General features: G+C 38.9%; 13 protein-coding genes, 1 other RNA gene and 1 other annotated feature. Of the genes, 1 reads left to right on the forward strand and 13 read right to left on the reverse strand.

The annotated features are described in order from the left end of the window. Positions 1-28: 28 nt before the first annotated feature. The 8 genes from ptsP to hisS form a co-directional block, all read right to left on the reverse strand. Entirely contained in the window at positions 29-1,741 is a 1,713-nt protein-coding gene (ptsP, locus tag FH508_RS16535; RefSeq protein ID WP_172772170.1) for a phosphoenolpyruvate--protein phosphotransferase, read from the reverse strand. Beyond that, positions 1,735-2,004, reverse strand: a complete 270-nt coding sequence (locus FH508_RS16540) for an HPr family phosphocarrier protein (RefSeq protein WP_172772171.1) — start codon at positions 2,002-2,004, stop codon at positions 1,735-1,737. Before FH508_RS16540 ends, ptsP begins: the two co-directional genes overlap by 7 nt. 17 nt (positions 2,005-2,021) lie before the next feature. Continuing rightward, a complete protein-coding gene (locus tag FH508_RS16545; protein WP_228134124.1) occupies positions 2,022-2,744 on the reverse strand; it encodes a sugar isomerase domain-containing protein in 723 nt (240 codons plus the stop codon). Between the two features lies 1 nt (position 2,745). Further along, entirely contained in the window at positions 2,746-3,468 is a 723-nt protein-coding gene (locus tag FH508_RS16550; protein WP_172772172.1) for a GntR family transcriptional regulator, read from the reverse strand. A gap of 13 nt (positions 3,469-3,481) precedes the next feature. Further along, the gene (nagA, locus tag FH508_RS16555) at positions 3,482-4,657 is read right to left on the reverse strand and encodes an N-acetylglucosamine-6-phosphate deacetylase (RefSeq protein ID WP_172772173.1); all 1,176 of its coding nucleotides are present in this window, start codon (positions 4,655-4,657) and stop codon (positions 3,482-3,484) included. A 295-nt stretch (positions 4,658-4,952) separates the two neighbouring features. Further along, a non-coding RNA gene (gene ssrS, locus FH508_RS16560) (6S RNA) lies at positions 4,953-5,156 on the reverse strand. Positions 5,157-5,293: 137 nt separating this feature from the next. Next, entirely contained in the window at positions 5,294-7,063 is a 1,770-nt protein-coding gene (gene aspS, locus FH508_RS16565; protein ID WP_172772174.1) for an aspartate--tRNA ligase, read from the reverse strand. Positions 7,064-7,081: 18 nt separating this feature from the next. Continuing rightward, positions 7,082-8,347 (reverse strand): histidine--tRNA ligase, encoded by a 1,266-nt coding sequence (gene hisS / locus FH508_RS16570; RefSeq protein WP_172772175.1) that lies wholly within the window; start codon positions 8,345-8,347, stop codon positions 7,082-7,084. Positions 8,348-8,472: 125 nt separating this feature from the next. After that, positions 8,473-8,715, reverse strand: a binding site (T-box leader). A 163-nt stretch (positions 8,716-8,878) separates the two neighbouring features. On the opposite strand from hisS, the gene FH508_RS16575 reads away from it, so the two are divergent. Next, positions 8,879-10,471, forward strand: a complete 1,593-nt coding sequence (locus tag FH508_RS16575; RefSeq protein ID WP_172772176.1) for an N-acetylmuramoyl-L-alanine amidase family protein — start codon at positions 8,879-8,881, stop codon at positions 10,469-10,471. Between the two features lie 56 nt (positions 10,472-10,527). Here FH508_RS16575 and FH508_RS16580 read toward each other — a convergent pair whose 3' ends face one another. From FH508_RS16580 to FH508_RS16600, 5 genes are all read right to left on the reverse strand, one after another. Next, complete coding sequence (locus tag FH508_RS16580) at positions 10,528-10,737, reverse strand: DUF2642 domain-containing protein (protein ID WP_172772177.1); 210 nt, start codon at positions 10,735-10,737, stop codon at positions 10,528-10,530. Positions 10,738-10,808: 71 nt separating this feature from the next. Continuing rightward, positions 10,809-11,249 (reverse strand): D-aminoacyl-tRNA deacylase, encoded by a 441-nt coding sequence (dtd, locus tag FH508_RS16585; RefSeq protein ID WP_172772178.1) that lies wholly within the window; start codon positions 11,247-11,249, stop codon positions 10,809-10,811. A gap of 91 nt (positions 11,250-11,340) precedes the next feature. After that, positions 11,341-13,536, reverse strand: coding sequence for a RelA/SpoT family protein (locus FH508_RS16590; protein WP_172772179.1), 2,196 nt, complete (start codon positions 13,534-13,536; stop codon positions 11,341-11,343). A 206-nt stretch (positions 13,537-13,742) separates the two neighbouring features. Then, the gene (locus FH508_RS16595; protein ID WP_172772180.1) at positions 13,743-14,657 is read right to left on the reverse strand and encodes a pseudouridine-5'-phosphate glycosidase; all 915 of its coding nucleotides are present in this window, start codon (positions 14,655-14,657) and stop codon (positions 13,743-13,745) included. A 3-nt stretch (positions 14,658-14,660) separates the two neighbouring features. Further along, the gene (locus tag FH508_RS16600; RefSeq protein WP_172772181.1) at positions 14,661-15,752 is read right to left on the reverse strand and encodes a carbohydrate kinase; all 1,092 of its coding nucleotides are present in this window, start codon (positions 15,750-15,752) and stop codon (positions 14,661-14,663) included. Positions 15,753-15,759: the final 7 nt, after the last annotated feature.

Below are 15,759 nucleotides of genomic sequence, written 5' to 3' on the forward strand. Positions count from 1 at the left end.
ATTTTTCACAATATTCAAAAATAAGAACTTACATACCTAGATGTTCTTTTACATATACTTCAACCTCAGAGGCTGTCGATAGCATTAACAGTTGCTCAATATGTTGCATTAACTGCTTCTTTGAAAGCTTTGCAATATGTGCTCTCGTTTTAAGAATAGAAGAAGGGTTCATGGAAAATTCATCTAAACCTAAAGCAAGTAAAATCGGTATTGCTATTTCATCTGCTGCCATTTCACCGCACATACCAACCCATTTCCCCTGTTTATGTGCTGCATCAATCACATTTTTTATAAGTCTTAATACTGCTGGGTGATATGGCTGATATAAATAAGAGACATTTTCATTCATCCGATCCGTTGCCAAAGTATATTGAATTAAATCGTTTGTACCAATCGAGAAAAAATCTACTTCTTTTGCAAATAAGTCTGCAATCATCGCCGCTGCTGGAATCTCTACCATTATACCGACTTCTATTGTTTCCGCAATTGCCACTCCGTCTGCTTGCAATTGGGCTTTTTCCTCAAACAACAGTTGCTTTGCCATTCTCCATTCATCTAACGTTGCGATCATTGGAAACATTATTTTCAAGTTGCCAAAAACACTTGCTCTTAGCAATGCACGCAATTGTGTACGGAACATTGCTTGTTGGTCTAGGCAAATACGAATCGCTCTATAGCCTAAAAAAGGATTCATCTCTGACGGTAGCTTTAAATATGGAAGATGCTTATCCCCGCCAATATCCAATGTGCGTACAATCGTTGGCTTTTCCTGCATTTTTTCAAGGACGGTACGGTACGCTTGAAACTGTTCCTCTTCACTTGGGAGCTCCTGCCGTCCCATATATAAAAACTCTGTTCGAAATAAACCGATTCCATCCCCCGCCGCCTGCATGACCTTTTCCACATCTTCGGGCTTGCCGATATTGCCCGCAAGCTCTACATTATGTCCGTCCGCACTTACGCTCGACATTGTGCGATATTGAAGGAGCTCGTGTCGTTGCTGACTAAGCGTTTGTTGCTGTTGCTCGTAAAATGCAGACACTTCTTGTGTTGCATTAATAATGATAGTGCCATTCGTGCCATCCATAATAATTGGCGCGCCATGTTGAATTACTTGTGTAGCCGTTTTAGTGCCAACGATTGCTGGAATATCTAGTGAGCGTGCAAGAATAGCAGAATGAGAGGTTTTCCCACCAATATCTGTTATAAATCCTTTGACATAGTTAGTATCTAGCTGTGCCGTCATCGATGGTGTTAAATCTTCTGCTACGATGATGACATCTGCTGATAAACGACTCATGTCAACTAATTCAACATCTAATAAATGGGCTAATAAGCGCTTCGTTACATCGCGAATATCCGCTGCTCGCTCTTGCATATAAACATTGTCCATTCCTTCAAACAGTCCGATGAACATATTGGAAACTTCGTGTAAGGCATACTCCGCATTACTGCCTGTTTTAATTTTCTCTTCAATGGCTGCTAACATTTCAGGGTCCTCTAGCAATAATAAATGCGCAGCAAATATTGCCGCCTTGTCTTCGCCAAATTTATTCTGAGCGAGTGTTAAAATTTCTTGTAATTCCATTTTCGTATGGGCAAGTGCTGATTTAAAGCGCTCTAGTTCTGGCTGTATATCTGTAATCGTGTACTTCTCAAATGATAAATCTGGTTCCACTAAACAAAAGGCAGTTGCAAAGGCAATGCCTTCCGATACGGCAATACCCTGAATCTCTAGCATTCTTCACCAATTCCTTTTGTAACAATCACATCAGTAACTGTTTGCATTAGCTGTTGGGCATCTGCTCCTTGTGCAGAAATTGCAATAGTACTCCCCGTTACAATTCCTTGCGCCATGACCCCCATAATGGACTTTAAATTGACAGACTTATCATTGTAGGTTAACTGAACTTCACTCTCAAATGGTGTGACCGCACTTACTAATAGCGCTGTTGGTCGAGCATGTAAACCTTCTGGTGTTGTAATCTTAAATGTTTTTTCCATGGTTATCCCTCCAAATTTCACTCAAAATTAATGCGCGATTGATAGTTCGCAATCATTATTTCATTATGATGCTTATTCGATTCAACATTATTGCTTTCAAAAACAGGCAGTACTTCCTGACATTCAGCCAATAACTCAATGACTTGACTGAATAACGCTTGAAGAACTGCAGAACCAATTACTGTTGATGCAGGTGCATACTGTATCTGTTGATGGTGCAAGAGCCCATCCCCTATAGGAATATGTGTGTTGATGACAACATCGACAACATCCTCTAAACGTTTTCCACTAATATGACGTGTTGGTTGTTCACAATATTCAAGTGATTGCATAGACATTACGAGGACGCCTGACTGCTTTGCAAGCATTGCCGCTTCTATCGGGGCATTATTTCGACCAGACGTCGAAATGACGATGCAAACATCATTTTCCTGAAATTGAAATTCATCTTTATGACGCACGATAATCGATGGGTCCTTTTCATTTTTTGATGATGTTAAAGCCCCTGCATGTAAAGTCAATGGCTCGATCGTAATTGGACGTACAGGTACAAGCCCTCCCGCACGATAAAAAGCATCTTGTGCTAAAAGATGTGAGTGTCCACACCCAAACAGTTGGACAATTCCACCGCTTTGAAGACGAGAAACAATCATTTGTGCAGCCTCTGCTAACAGCGTATTTTCTTGCGCTAGCACAACATCTAAAAGCCTTTGTAGTTCATGAAAATAAGCACGCATCATATCACCTTTTAATTTCACTTATGAATTTGTATCGATCAGCACGATAAGTACTTCGCACAAGTTCGAATGGCACACCATCCCCTAAATAACTTGTTCGTTTAATAATTAACACTGGTGCAGTACTATTGATTTGCAAATATTTACTATCTTCTTTTGCTACAATGGCCGCTTCCATTTGCTGTATAGCATTGCCAATTTTCTGATGGAATTTTGCTTCTATAAGCGCATACAAGGAACCCATAATTTTCTTTTCATCTAATTCAGGATATACTTTCACTGGAATATAGGTTCTTTCAATCGCCATCGGTTTAGAATTGGCACTCCGTATCCTCGTTACGAAAAATACTTCCTCCCCACGTTCTAACATTAAATCTCCTGCAATATCTAATGGTGGTACAATTTTTTCGAAACGTAATACTTTACTACTTGGTTCCATACCTCTTGCACGCATATCCTCTGTAAAACTTGTTAAGCCCATTAATGGCTGTTCCAACTTTGGATTGGCAACATAAGTCCCTCTACCTTTTTCACGATAAAGCAATCCACTATTCACTAAATTGGTAATCGATTGACGAACAGTCATTCTACTCACATCAAATTGAACGGACAGCTCGCGTTCAGATGGAATATTTTCACCAATTTTGTATTCCTCTAAATAAATCCGTTGCTTTAATACTTCTTCTATTTGTATATAGATTGGTATATGAGAATTTTTATCTAACAAGACTTGCACCATCCTATCGCATTTTTACTATCGTTTTCTCAAATACAATATTTCCCTGACAAATAGTTTTTTCAACATTTAAATGTTGATCCAATAAAATGACATCTGCATCAAAGCCTTCTGCAATACGTCCTTTTGAGCGCAATTGTAATTGTTTCGCAGCATTTGCTGAAGACATTGCTACAAGCTCTGACAACGAACAATTTGTGACCGCTTTCATATTTTTCACTGCTTGTTCCATCGTCAATACACTTCCAGCTAATGCTCCATTAGATAAATGTGCTCCGCTTTCTGTGACATGGACTGTTTGACCACCTAAATCATAATCCCCATATTGTAATCCTTTAGCGCGCATTGCATCTGTAATTAAAATAATTCCTTCTGCCCCTTTTACTCGGTACGCAAGTTTTACAGACATAGGATGGCAATGCACAAAGTCTGCAATAATCTCTACTTTCACTGCATCTTCAACAAGCACTCCGCCTACAACACCTGGGTCTCGATGATGGAATGGTCGCATTTGATTGTATAAATGCGTTGCCTGTCTGACGCCGAATGCTACTGCTTGCTCTACCTCTTCAAGTGTTGCATCTGAATGACCAATTGAAACAATGACCCCTTGCTTGTAAAGCTCTTTAATAAACGGAAAGCCACCTTCAAGCTCAGGTGCAATCGTTATTTGTTTAATGCGGTTGTTACTTAATGCTTGCCAGTGTGCAAATTGTTCGATAGATGGCAATATCATATAGTCGATTGGCTGTGCTCCAGCACGCTTTTTCGATACATAAGGTCCTTCTACGTGTACACCTAATAAATTGGCCTCATTATTACCATTTTCAAATTGTGCGATTGTCTTTAATGCATTTTCAATAGCTTCTGGTGCTTGTGTCATTGTCGTTGCAAGGTAGCCTGTGACACCTTCTTTAACTAATGACGCAGCCATATCATGAAGCGCTTGTTGTGATGCATCCATTGCATCATTGCCTGCCGAACCATGAATATGCATATCAATGTAACCAGGAAACAACAACCAGTCTTTCCCCTTGCCTTCAATATATTGCTCTGCCTTATCAAATAATTCTTTACCTACTTTAATTATCTTGCCATTGTCAATCAATACGTCACCTGTGAACGGTATTTCGTTATGGTTGACGATCGTTACATTGGAAATTAATAATGTATTGCTCAATTTCACACCTCCGCTGTCTAAGTTTTTTTCGAAGCTTACTTGAAACGTAAAGACAAGCTACAAGTTTTGGTATAGTTGTCTATACCAATTATAGTATGCTAATCCAAAAATAAAAAGTAAATTTTACAATTTTTCTTATTTTTCATTTAATTTAGTAAATAACGCCCATCTGCCTTTTTATCGTGAAAAAGTAGGACAAATAACAAAAAGTGATAGATTGACATTAATCAATCTATCACTTTTTTGCTAAAAACGTTAAACAACGTCACATTAGTATCTAGTATTCTATGTATGGACGAATCCCGATTGTGCCGTAATGCCAATGAAACATTCGTTTTGAACCCGCAATTTGCAGGTGGGTGCCCGCTTTATAGCTTTAAACGTCCCTCTCGAAAATGGGGCTTGTTTGCCACTACAAAAATAGATGGCTCCCGACGATATAGTGTTCGGTCAAAACTGTTAAATAGAGTTAGCAGTTAGACAAACACATCAGGATTCGTATTACTGTTATAATAACACCATATTTCTGATAATTCAAACGATTTATAATAAAAAAACAGATTCTTTCAAAAAACGCAAAAAATACCTAGATTCCCAACATTTTTTGCTAGGAAATCCAGGTATTTGGTAATGCTTTTATCTTTTAAATGTTTTAATCGCTAGACTTAATTCGCTTAATTGATCTGGAGACACTTCACTTGGAGCATCTGTCAATAAGCAGCTTGCACTTGCTGTTTTCGGGAATGCAATTGTATCACGTAAATTAGTACGACCAGCAAGTAACATTACGAAACGGTCAAGACCAAAGGCAAGACCTGCGTGTGGAGGTACGCCGTATTCAAACGCTTCTAATAAGAAACCGAATTGTGCTTTTGCTTCCTCATCTGAGAAACCAAGAAGTTTAAACATTTTTTCTTGTAAATCACGCTCATAAATACGTAATGAACCACCGCCAAGCTCATAACCGTTTAATACGATATCGTAAGCTTGTGCACGAACTGCAGCAGGGTTTGTATCCATTAATTCGATATCTTCGTCAAATGGACGTGTGAAAGGATGGTGCGCTGCATAATAGCGGCCATCTTCTTCAGAGTACTCAAATAAAGGCCAGTCCGTAATCCATAAGAATGCGAATTGTGATTCATCAATTAAGCCTAAATCTTGACCTAATTTTGTACGAAGTGCTCCTAGAGATGCTGCAACTACATCCGCTTTGTCAGCTACGAATACTAATATATCGCCAACTTCAGCGCCCATACGCTCTATTAATGCAGCAGCTAACGCTTCATCGAAGAATTTTGCGATTGGTCCATTTAATCCTTCTTCTGTTACTTTTAACCAAGCAAGACCTTTTGCTCCGTAGATACCAACGAATTTTGTAAGCTCATCCATATCTTTTCGAGAATATTTATCAGCCGCACCTTTAATGTTGATACTTTTCACTTGCTTGCCTTGCGCTACTGTATCAGCAAACACTTTGAAATCACAACCATCAAACACATCATTTAACGCTACTAACTCTAAGCCAAAGCGAACATCTGGTTTATCTGAGCCATAACGATCCATCGCTTCTTGATATTTCATGCGTTGGAACGGTGCAGGAATGTCGATGCCTTTGACATCTTTCATTACAGCTTGAATTAAACGTTCGTTCATTTCTAAAATTTCTTCTTGTGTTAAGAAGCTTGTTTCGATGTCAACTTGTGTGAATTCAGGTTGACGGTCAGCACGTAAGTCTTCGTCACGGAAACAACGCGCAATTTGGAAGTACTTTTCAAATCCAGCTACCATTAATAATTGTTTAAATAGCTGAGGAGATTGTGGTAAAGCATAAAATTCGCCTTCATGTACACGAGATGGTACTAAATAGTCACGAGCACCTTCTGGCGTTGATTTTGTTAAAATAGGCGTTTCTACTTCTAGGAAGCCTTCATTTTGTAAGAAGTTACGAATTGTACGAGTTACATCTGAACGCATTTTGAATGTATCGAACATTGCAGGACGACGTAAATCTAGGTAACGATATTTTAATCGTAAATCTTCTGAAACGTCTGTACGATCCTCAATTTGGAATGGAGGTGTCTTTGCTGTATTAATAACAATTAAGCTTGTCGCTTCCACTTCAATTTTGCCGTTTGGCACATTTGGATTGATTTGATCTTCAGAACGAAGAATTACTTTTCCTTCTATTTCAATTACGTATTCGCTACGTACTTTATCAGCTAAAGCATGTGCTTCTGCTACATCTGGACTAAATACAACTTGTGTAATACCTGTGCGGTCACGTAGGTCGATAAAGATTAATCCACCTAAATCGCGACGACGTTGCACCCAACCTTTTAATACAACGTGTTCGCCTTGTAACGTTTCAGAAAGCTCGTTACTAGCATGTGTTCTTTTTGCCATTTTGCATTTCCTCCAAAATCATTTATTTAATAAGTAATTCACTAATTCTGAGAAGGCAATTTTTTGCTGTTCCCCAGATGCCATATGTTTTACTGCTGCTGCTTGCTCTTCTATTTCGGTTTCACCTAAGACGATCGTATATTTAGCACCTAAACGGTCTGCTGATTTCATTTGTGCTTTCATTTTTCGATCTAAATAATCCATATCAGTTGAAATACCTTTAGCACGGAATGAACTTGTTAGCTCTACTGCTTTTAGCTTCGCTTCATCGCCCATAGCAATCATGTAAACATCTAATGCGGATTCTGTATCTAACTCTACCGCTTCCGCTTCAAGCGCTAATAATAAACGCTCGATACTTAAAGCAAAGCCAATACCTGGTACATTGGGACCTCCGATTTCTTCTACAAGCCCATTATAACGACCACCACCACAAAGCGTTGTAATAGCGCCAAAGCCGTCCGCCGTTGACATAATTTCAAACGTTGTATGGTTGTAATAGTCAAGGCCACGTACTAAATTCGGATCTACTTCATATGAAATACCTAGCGTATCTAAATACGTTTTAACTTGCGCAAAGTATGCCGCTGAATCTTCTGTTAAAAAATCAGTTAATGCAGGAGCAGTAGCCATTAATGGATGCTCACGGTCTACCTTACAATCTAAAATACGTAATGGGTTTTTTTGCAAACGATTTTGGCAATCAGAGCAAAACTCATGAATATGTGGCTCAAAATGATTAATTAATGCTGTACGGTGTGCATCACGCGTTACTTTATCACCAAGAGAGTTGATAACTAATTTTAAATCTTTTAAGCCCGTTGATTCATAAATATCCATAGCTAATGCTATCACTTCTGCATCGATTGCAGGGTCAGCTGAGCCAATAGCTTCGACACCAAATTGTACAAATTGACGGTAACGACCAGCCTGTTGACGTTCATAACGGAACATTGGTCCTAAATAAGAGAGCTTCACAGGTTGATCAGGTGCACCAAACATTTTATGTTCAACATATGCACGAACAACGCCAGCCGTATTTTCAGGGCGCAATGTTAATGAACGACCACCTCGGTCTTCAAATGTATACATTTCCTTTTGTACTACATCAGTTGTTTCACCAACGCCGCGCGCAAATAAATCTGTTTGTTCAAAAATAGGTGTACGAATTTCGTTATATCGATACACACGACAAATATCACGAATAATTGCTTCGACCTTTTGCCATTTTTCTGATTGACCTGGCAATATATCTTGGGTCCCTCGTGGCACTTTAAAACTCATGTAATTACCTCCTTGTCAATTGCTTATGAGCTAGCTTTCGTTGTAAAGCGCGCACTTACCTTCAGACAGACGACTTTTATCAAAAGGAATCCAACAAAAAAAAGCCCTCGCCTCCTTGCAAAATTGCAAGGGACGAGAGCTGTATATGCTTCCGCGGTTCCACCCTAGTTGACGCATAAACTACATTGCGTCCTCCTCATAATCGGGTAACGGCCGATTCCGTTTTTTCCTACTAAGAATTTCTTTTCAGAAAAAAGCCTCTCAAGTGTTATTCGCCTTATACTTTTTTGTAGGAAAGATTGCAGCCTAAGTCTTTCCCTCTCTTTTCCAATAGAGGTATATGCTACTTGCTTGGTCATAAGCGGTTAATCATTTTTTGATTACCCTTTATGTTAGTCACAACGATAGGTAATGTCAACTGTTTTCTTATTTTTCACAAAGTAGTTATTAAAATAATGATTTCCGTTACCTTTTTCCCTCGAATTTTATTATGAAAACATGGTAAAATAGCACAAGAAAAGGAGGGGTCCGATGACGACAAAACTTATACATAAAACCATTATCTTTGTCCTATTATTAGCATTTTTGATTCCCAGTATCAGCAATAAAGAACTAGTATTTGCCGATACGAGTGATTTAAAAGTTACTGGAACGATACTTCATTTACGCGAAGGACCTGGGCTCTCTTACCCGATTATTACAACATTAAAAGAAGGTGATATGTTAACATCCATCGGTCGTGAAGGTGACTGGATTCAAGTAAAAGCAGGCAATGACGAAGGATGGGTAGCATCTTGGCTAACAGCTTCTATAAATGAGCAACAAACAATTGATAAAACAGTTATTTCGCAAGTTGATCGTCTCAATATCCGTACTGAACCCGATATTGCATCACCAGTCCTTGGGCAACTGTCAACAGGCAATCAAGCAACACTCATAACAGAAAGTGGTGAATGGGCAAAAATTAATTGGAATGGACTAGTCGGTTGGGTATCTTCAGACTATGTGACAATTAATGAAACAACCGAAAAAACACCAACTGACCCAGTAGTAGAAGTATCTACAACTACCGAGCCTAAAGGGACTACCTTTACTATTTTAGTTGATACACTAAATGTTCGCAAAAAGGCAGATTTAACCTCAAAAAAAATAGGAACTGTTTCTAATGGACAATCCTTTAAAGTTCTCGCACAAGAACATAATTGGGTGCAAATTCAGTACAATAACAAAAAAACTGGTTGGGTATACAGCTTCTACGGGACATTTTCAGATTCGGTAAAAACGACGGCGAAAACTACAACGTCATCGTCAACGTCAACATCACCATCATCTTCCTCGCTTGAATCTGTCACAATTATTTATAATGGGACAAACTTACGTACGGACGCAACTACAACGGCTGAGGTTGTTAAACGTGTAGATGCAGGTGAAACCTATCCAATTGTAGGTGCTAAAGATGATTTTTACGAAATCCAATTAGAAGATAAAACGGCATTTGTCGCTAACTGGGTAGTCTCCACTTCCCAAAGCACAGTAGTTACAACTAGCAATACAAAATCTGAACCTCGAAAAAAAGGAACTCTTAACGGACTTACAATTGTTGTGGATGCTGGACATGGTGGAAATGACCACGGTACAACGGGTCAGCGAGGAACGGACGAGAAAGATTTAACGTTGAAAACTGCGTCTCTTCTCGCTTCCAAGTTAAGTGCAGCTGGAGCAAATGTTGTCATGACCCGTGAATCAGATGAATATGTTGCCCTTCGTAAACGTGTATCCGTTGCACACCAACATGATGCAGATGCGTTTATAAGTATTCACTATGATGCAACTGACAATAGTTCGGTTTCGGGTTTTACTTCCTACTATTTGAACAACAATCAAAAAGGGCTAGCTGAAGCTATACACAATGGGCTCGCTAGTAAAATTAACATTAAAGATCGCGGTACACAGGAAGGAAATTACTTAGTACTTCGTGAAAACAGACAAAAAGCAGTGCTTCTCGAGCTAGGTTTCTTAAGTAATTCCAATGAAGAACGGATCATTACAACGGCTAAATTCAGAGAACAGGCCACACTCGGCATCTATCAAGGTATTTTAGATTACTTTGATGCTAACGAATAACAAAAACCTTCATTTTCTATTACCTATAGAAAATGAAGGTTTTTATTTATTTGTGCTTATTTTGTCGCCATTGTAACCCATATGATTTCCTCCATACGAATAAAGAAGGGTGTATGATCAATCTCGATAACGATATGGTCAGGTAATACAGTAGTTAAAATCCCTTGCTGGATACTTTTCTCTGTTTGCACGACAATTTTTTGGCTAATCATCAGTTTAAGTGTTTCATATAAATAAGGATTCGATAGCCTTCCTGTTTGCGTCATCGACGATACACTTCCTTCCTACAAATTTGCCATTCTTCTTACTATATGTAGGAATGATAGGAAATGTACCTCTATTTTGACTCAAGTAAGATTGTGACAGGACCATCATTCGTCAATGCAACGTCCATCATAGCACCGAAAATACCAGTCTCTACTTGTAAGCCATATCCACGTAAAGCATCATTAAAAGCTTCCCATAACGGTGCAGCGATTTCTGGTCTTGCTGCACTTGTAAAGCTCGGACGATTGCCCTTTTTTGCATCTCCATACAAAGTAAATTGAGATACAGATAAGATTGCCCCACCATGCTCTAAAATGGAATGATTCATTTTCCCTTCACTATCTTCCCATAAGCGTAGATTAGCGACTTTTTTGGCAAGGTATGCAACGTCCTCTGCCGTATCCTCATGGGTAATACCTACGAGAAGCACATAGCCTTTATCAATCGCACCTGTAACTTCTCCTTGGACCGTTACAGATGCAGCCTTACTACGCTGTAGAACTACTTTCATAATGTTTAACCCCTCAATCTATCAAAATCTGTGCCCACTGTCGTTTTAACTGCAGTGCCTTTCCAGTATGCATATGTTATCTTTTGCTCTTCTAATTAATTACACGTTGCACAGAGTAAATATCGGGTGTTTGTTTAATGCGTTCAACAACCTTATGCAAATGTGAAATATTTGAAATAGAAATTGTAAGATGAATAGTCGCAATTTTATCGCGATCTGCACGGCCACTTACAGCTAAAATATTTGTTTTTGTTTCGCTAACGATTTGCATGACTTCATTTAATATTCCAGGTCTATCAAAGGCAGAAACTTCGATATCAACAGGATACTCTTTTTTCTCTGGTGTAAGGCCATGCTCCCATTCCACTTCAATTATACGCTCCTGCTCATCCTCAATTTGGATATTTGGACAATCCGCACGGTGTACTGAAACACCCCGACCTTTTGTAATAAAGCCGACGATGTCATCACCAGGAACAGGTGTACAGCAACGTGATAGTCGAATAAGCATATTATCAATGCCTTTTACAATAACGCCTGACTCTGTACGTTTTTGTGGAATTGGATTTTTCATTTTTTGTTCGATTTTTTCAAGCGCTTCTTCTTGTTCACGCTCTTTACGGCGTTTTTCAGCTAAACGATTTACAACTTGTTGTGCCGTAATACCATTCATACCAACTGCCGCATATAAATCCTCTTCATTCGTGTAATTAAATTTATCGCAAACACGTTTTAAGTTTTCCGAGGACATCGTTTCTTTCATATCGAAATCTTGTGAACGAATTTCTTTTTCAATCATCTCTTTACCTTTGATGATATTCTCCTCACGAAGATGACGCTTGAAAAATTGCTTAATCTTATTTTTCGCTTGCGATGATTGTGCGATTTTAAGCCAGTCACGACTCGGACCAAATGATTGTTTCGATGTTAAAATTTCAATGATATCACCAGTTTTTAATGGGGTATCAAGCGGTACCATTTTACCATTGATTTTGGCTCCGATTGTACGATTGCCGACTTCTGAATGCACACGGTATGCGAAATCGATAGGTACAGAACCAGCAGGTAATTCAATAACATCGCCTTCAGGTGTAAATACGTACACCATATCAGAAAACAAATCAAATTTTAATGATTCCATGAACTCTTCTGCATTAGATGATTCATTTTGGAATTCTAATATTTCTCTAAACCACGTTAATTTTTGATCGACATTTTGCTTTTCAATATCAATTTTTTTACCTTCTTTATATGCCCAGTGTGCTGCAATCCCGTACTCCGCAATTTTGTGCATTTCTTTTGTGCGGATTTGCACTTCTAATGGGTCGCCATATGGCCCTATAACGGTCGTATGCAATGATTGATACAAGTTTTGCTTTGGCATTGCAATATAATCTTTAAAACGCCCAGGCATCGGCTTCCATAAAGTATGGACTATTCCTAACACTGCATAGCAATCTTTTATGCTATCAACAAGTACACGAATCGCTAATAAATCATAAATTTCATTAAATTGCTTTTTCTGTAGCACCATTTTACGATAAATACTATAAATATGCTTTGGTCGACCATAAACATCCGCATCAATTTCAACTTCAGACAATTGAGATTTCATTTCCCCCATGACATTGTCTAAATAAGCCTCACGTTCATCCCGCTTCTTCTTCATTAGACTGACAATACGGTAATATTGCTGTGGATTTAAATATCGAAGTGCAGTATCCTCCAGCTCCCATTTTACTGTCGAAATCCCTAGACGATGTGCAAGCGGTGCAAATATTTCTAGAGTTTCTTTCGAAATACGGCGTTGCTTTTCAGCAGGTAAATGCTTTAACGTGCGCATATTATGCAGACGGTCAGCAAGCTTAATCAAGATGACGCGAATATCTTGAGCCATTGCTACAAACATTTTGCGGTGATTTTCCGCCTGTTGTGCTTCCTTCGATAAATATTTTATTTTCCCAAGCTTCGTTACTCCGTCAACAAGCACTGCTACTTCCTCGCCAAATTCACGGACTAAATCATCCCGTGTAAATTCCGTATCTTCCACAACATCGTGTAAAAAGCCTGCTGCTACAGTTTCTGGATCCATTTGTAATTCAGCTAAAATACCCGCAACTTGCACTGGGTGAATAATATACGGTTCACCAGAGCTACGGAATTGCTCAATATGCGCATTTCTTGCCAATTCATATGCTTTTTTCACGAATGCGACATTTTCCTCATTCATGTAGGATTTGACTAAATCAAAAACGTCCTCAGGAGTCAAAATTTGCTCTTTCGCCATAACATGTCCACCTTGCTCGTCAAATTTTTCAGATTAGATATAAACTTAATTGTATAAAAAATAGAGGTCGATTGTAAAGGGACTGTGTCATATAGTTTAGATAATATCGTGAACACTTCGTATTAATGGGTTAAAAATACATTATTATAGATAAAAAGGCCCTTCGTGAAGTCAATCAGCTTCACAAAGGGTCTTTCATTTACTAGTTAGTTTGCTTTGTTGTAAGCAACCGCAATTTTCGCACCAACTACTGCATTGTTTTTCACTAATGCAATGTTTGCATCAAGGCTCTTACCTTCTGTTAATTCTTTTACTTTGCCAAGTAAGAATGGCGTTACGTTTTTACCTTGAATTCCATTTTCTTCAGCTTCTTGTAACGCTTTTTCAATAATGCTAGTGATAAACTCGTGCTCAAGCGCTTCTGCTTCTGGAATAGGATTTGCAATCACTGCTCCACCTTGTAAACCTAAATCCCATTTAGCACGTAACATTGCTGCTACTTCTTCTGGTGTATCAAGCTTAAAGTTTACATCAAATCCACTTTGGCGTGTGTAGAATGCAGGAAGCTCTGGCGTGCCATAACCTACAACAGGTACACCTTTTGTTTCAAGATATTCAAGTGTTAAACCGATATCTAAAATTGATTTAGCACCCGCACAAATAACAGCAACATTTGTTTGTGCTAATTCTTCTAAGTCAGCTGAAATATCCATTGTTGTTTCAGCACCGCGGTGCACGCCACCGATACCACCTGTAACGAAAATTTCAATGCCAGCAAGCTCTGCACAAATCATTGTTGCAGCAACTGTTGTTGCACCTAATTTTTTCGTCGCTAATAAATAGCCTAGGTCACGGCGAGATGTTTTAGCAACACCTTGTGCATTCCCAAACATTTCTAGTTCTTCGTCAGATAAACCGATTTTAATTTTACCGTCAATTAACGCAATCGTTGCAGGCACTGCACCGTTGTCACGAATAATTTGCTCTACTTCACGTGCTGTTTGTACGTTTTGAGGATACGGCATACCATGTGAGATAATTGTTGACTCTAATGCAACAATTGGTAGTCCTTTTGCTTGTCCAGCTTTTACTTCTTCTGATAATACGATGAATTCTTTCATGTGTTATTCCTCCATTTCACTCTTTAACAATTCTTCTGATAATTCAGGTCTTACTGTGTACGGGGATGCCAGTGTATTTTTAGCATTTGTTAAGCCTGCATCAATACAAACATCAAGAGATTGTCCCCTTAACCAACTATGGATGACAGCACTTACAAAAGCATCACCAGCGCCCGTTACATCTTCAATTTTAGTTATTTCCTTAGCAGCAAAATGACTTGGTGTACTAGTTGCAGATGCAGCATAGACACCTTTGCTACCTGCCGTAATAATGACATGCTCGGCACCTAATTGAAGAATCTTTTGAATAGCTTTTTCATAGCTTGCATCGGTTTCAATTTTATGACCAACGATTGTTTCTGCTTCATCTGTGTTACAAATAAACCATGTAACCCCTTGCAATGTATCTGGTAATCGATTCATTTTTGGTGAAGATACAGGTACAATGACAAACGGAATAGCTCGCGCAATCGCTACTTGTTGGATGTAAGCGACCGTTTCTTTCGGGCAATTTAAATCCATAATAAAGCAGCCTGCATTCATCAACATTGGCTCATATTTCTTCAATAAACTTGGCAATAACAAATCATAAACTTCCATGTTTGCAACAGCTAATGCAAGTTCACCTTGCTCGTCCATAATCGCAGTATAGGAACCAGTTGAAGCATCTGGTAACTGCTCGACATAGCGTAAATTCATAAATGATTCTGATGCTTCTTGGATTACTTGCCAATCCGCATCCTTTCCAGCTGTCGTGAGTAACGTCACCTCATGATTAAGTCGACCTAAATTTTCCGCAATATTACGACCAACCCCACCTACACTAAATGAGGAGCTAGCAGGATTAGAAGTTCCTAATTGCACGGTCCCTCTTACATGAAATTTCCGATCGAGATTAGCCCCGCCGATACAAATAATTTCATTTTCCTCAGGTAAAATATAAGCACGGCCAACAATCTTTCCTTGCTTCGTTAAGCTCGACACTAAGTTTGCAAGTACTGGACGTGACAGATTCATCTTATCTGCCATCTCTTGCTGAGACATAAACGGATTTTTACGAATTAAAGCCAGTACCGCTTGTTCTCTTTCATTCATAGCATCA

It is taken from the genome of Lysinibacillus sp. CD3-6, assembly GCF_006351725.2.
In the GTDB taxonomy this organism is placed as follows: Bacteria; Bacillota; Bacilli; order Bacillales_A; family Planococcaceae; genus Lysinibacillus.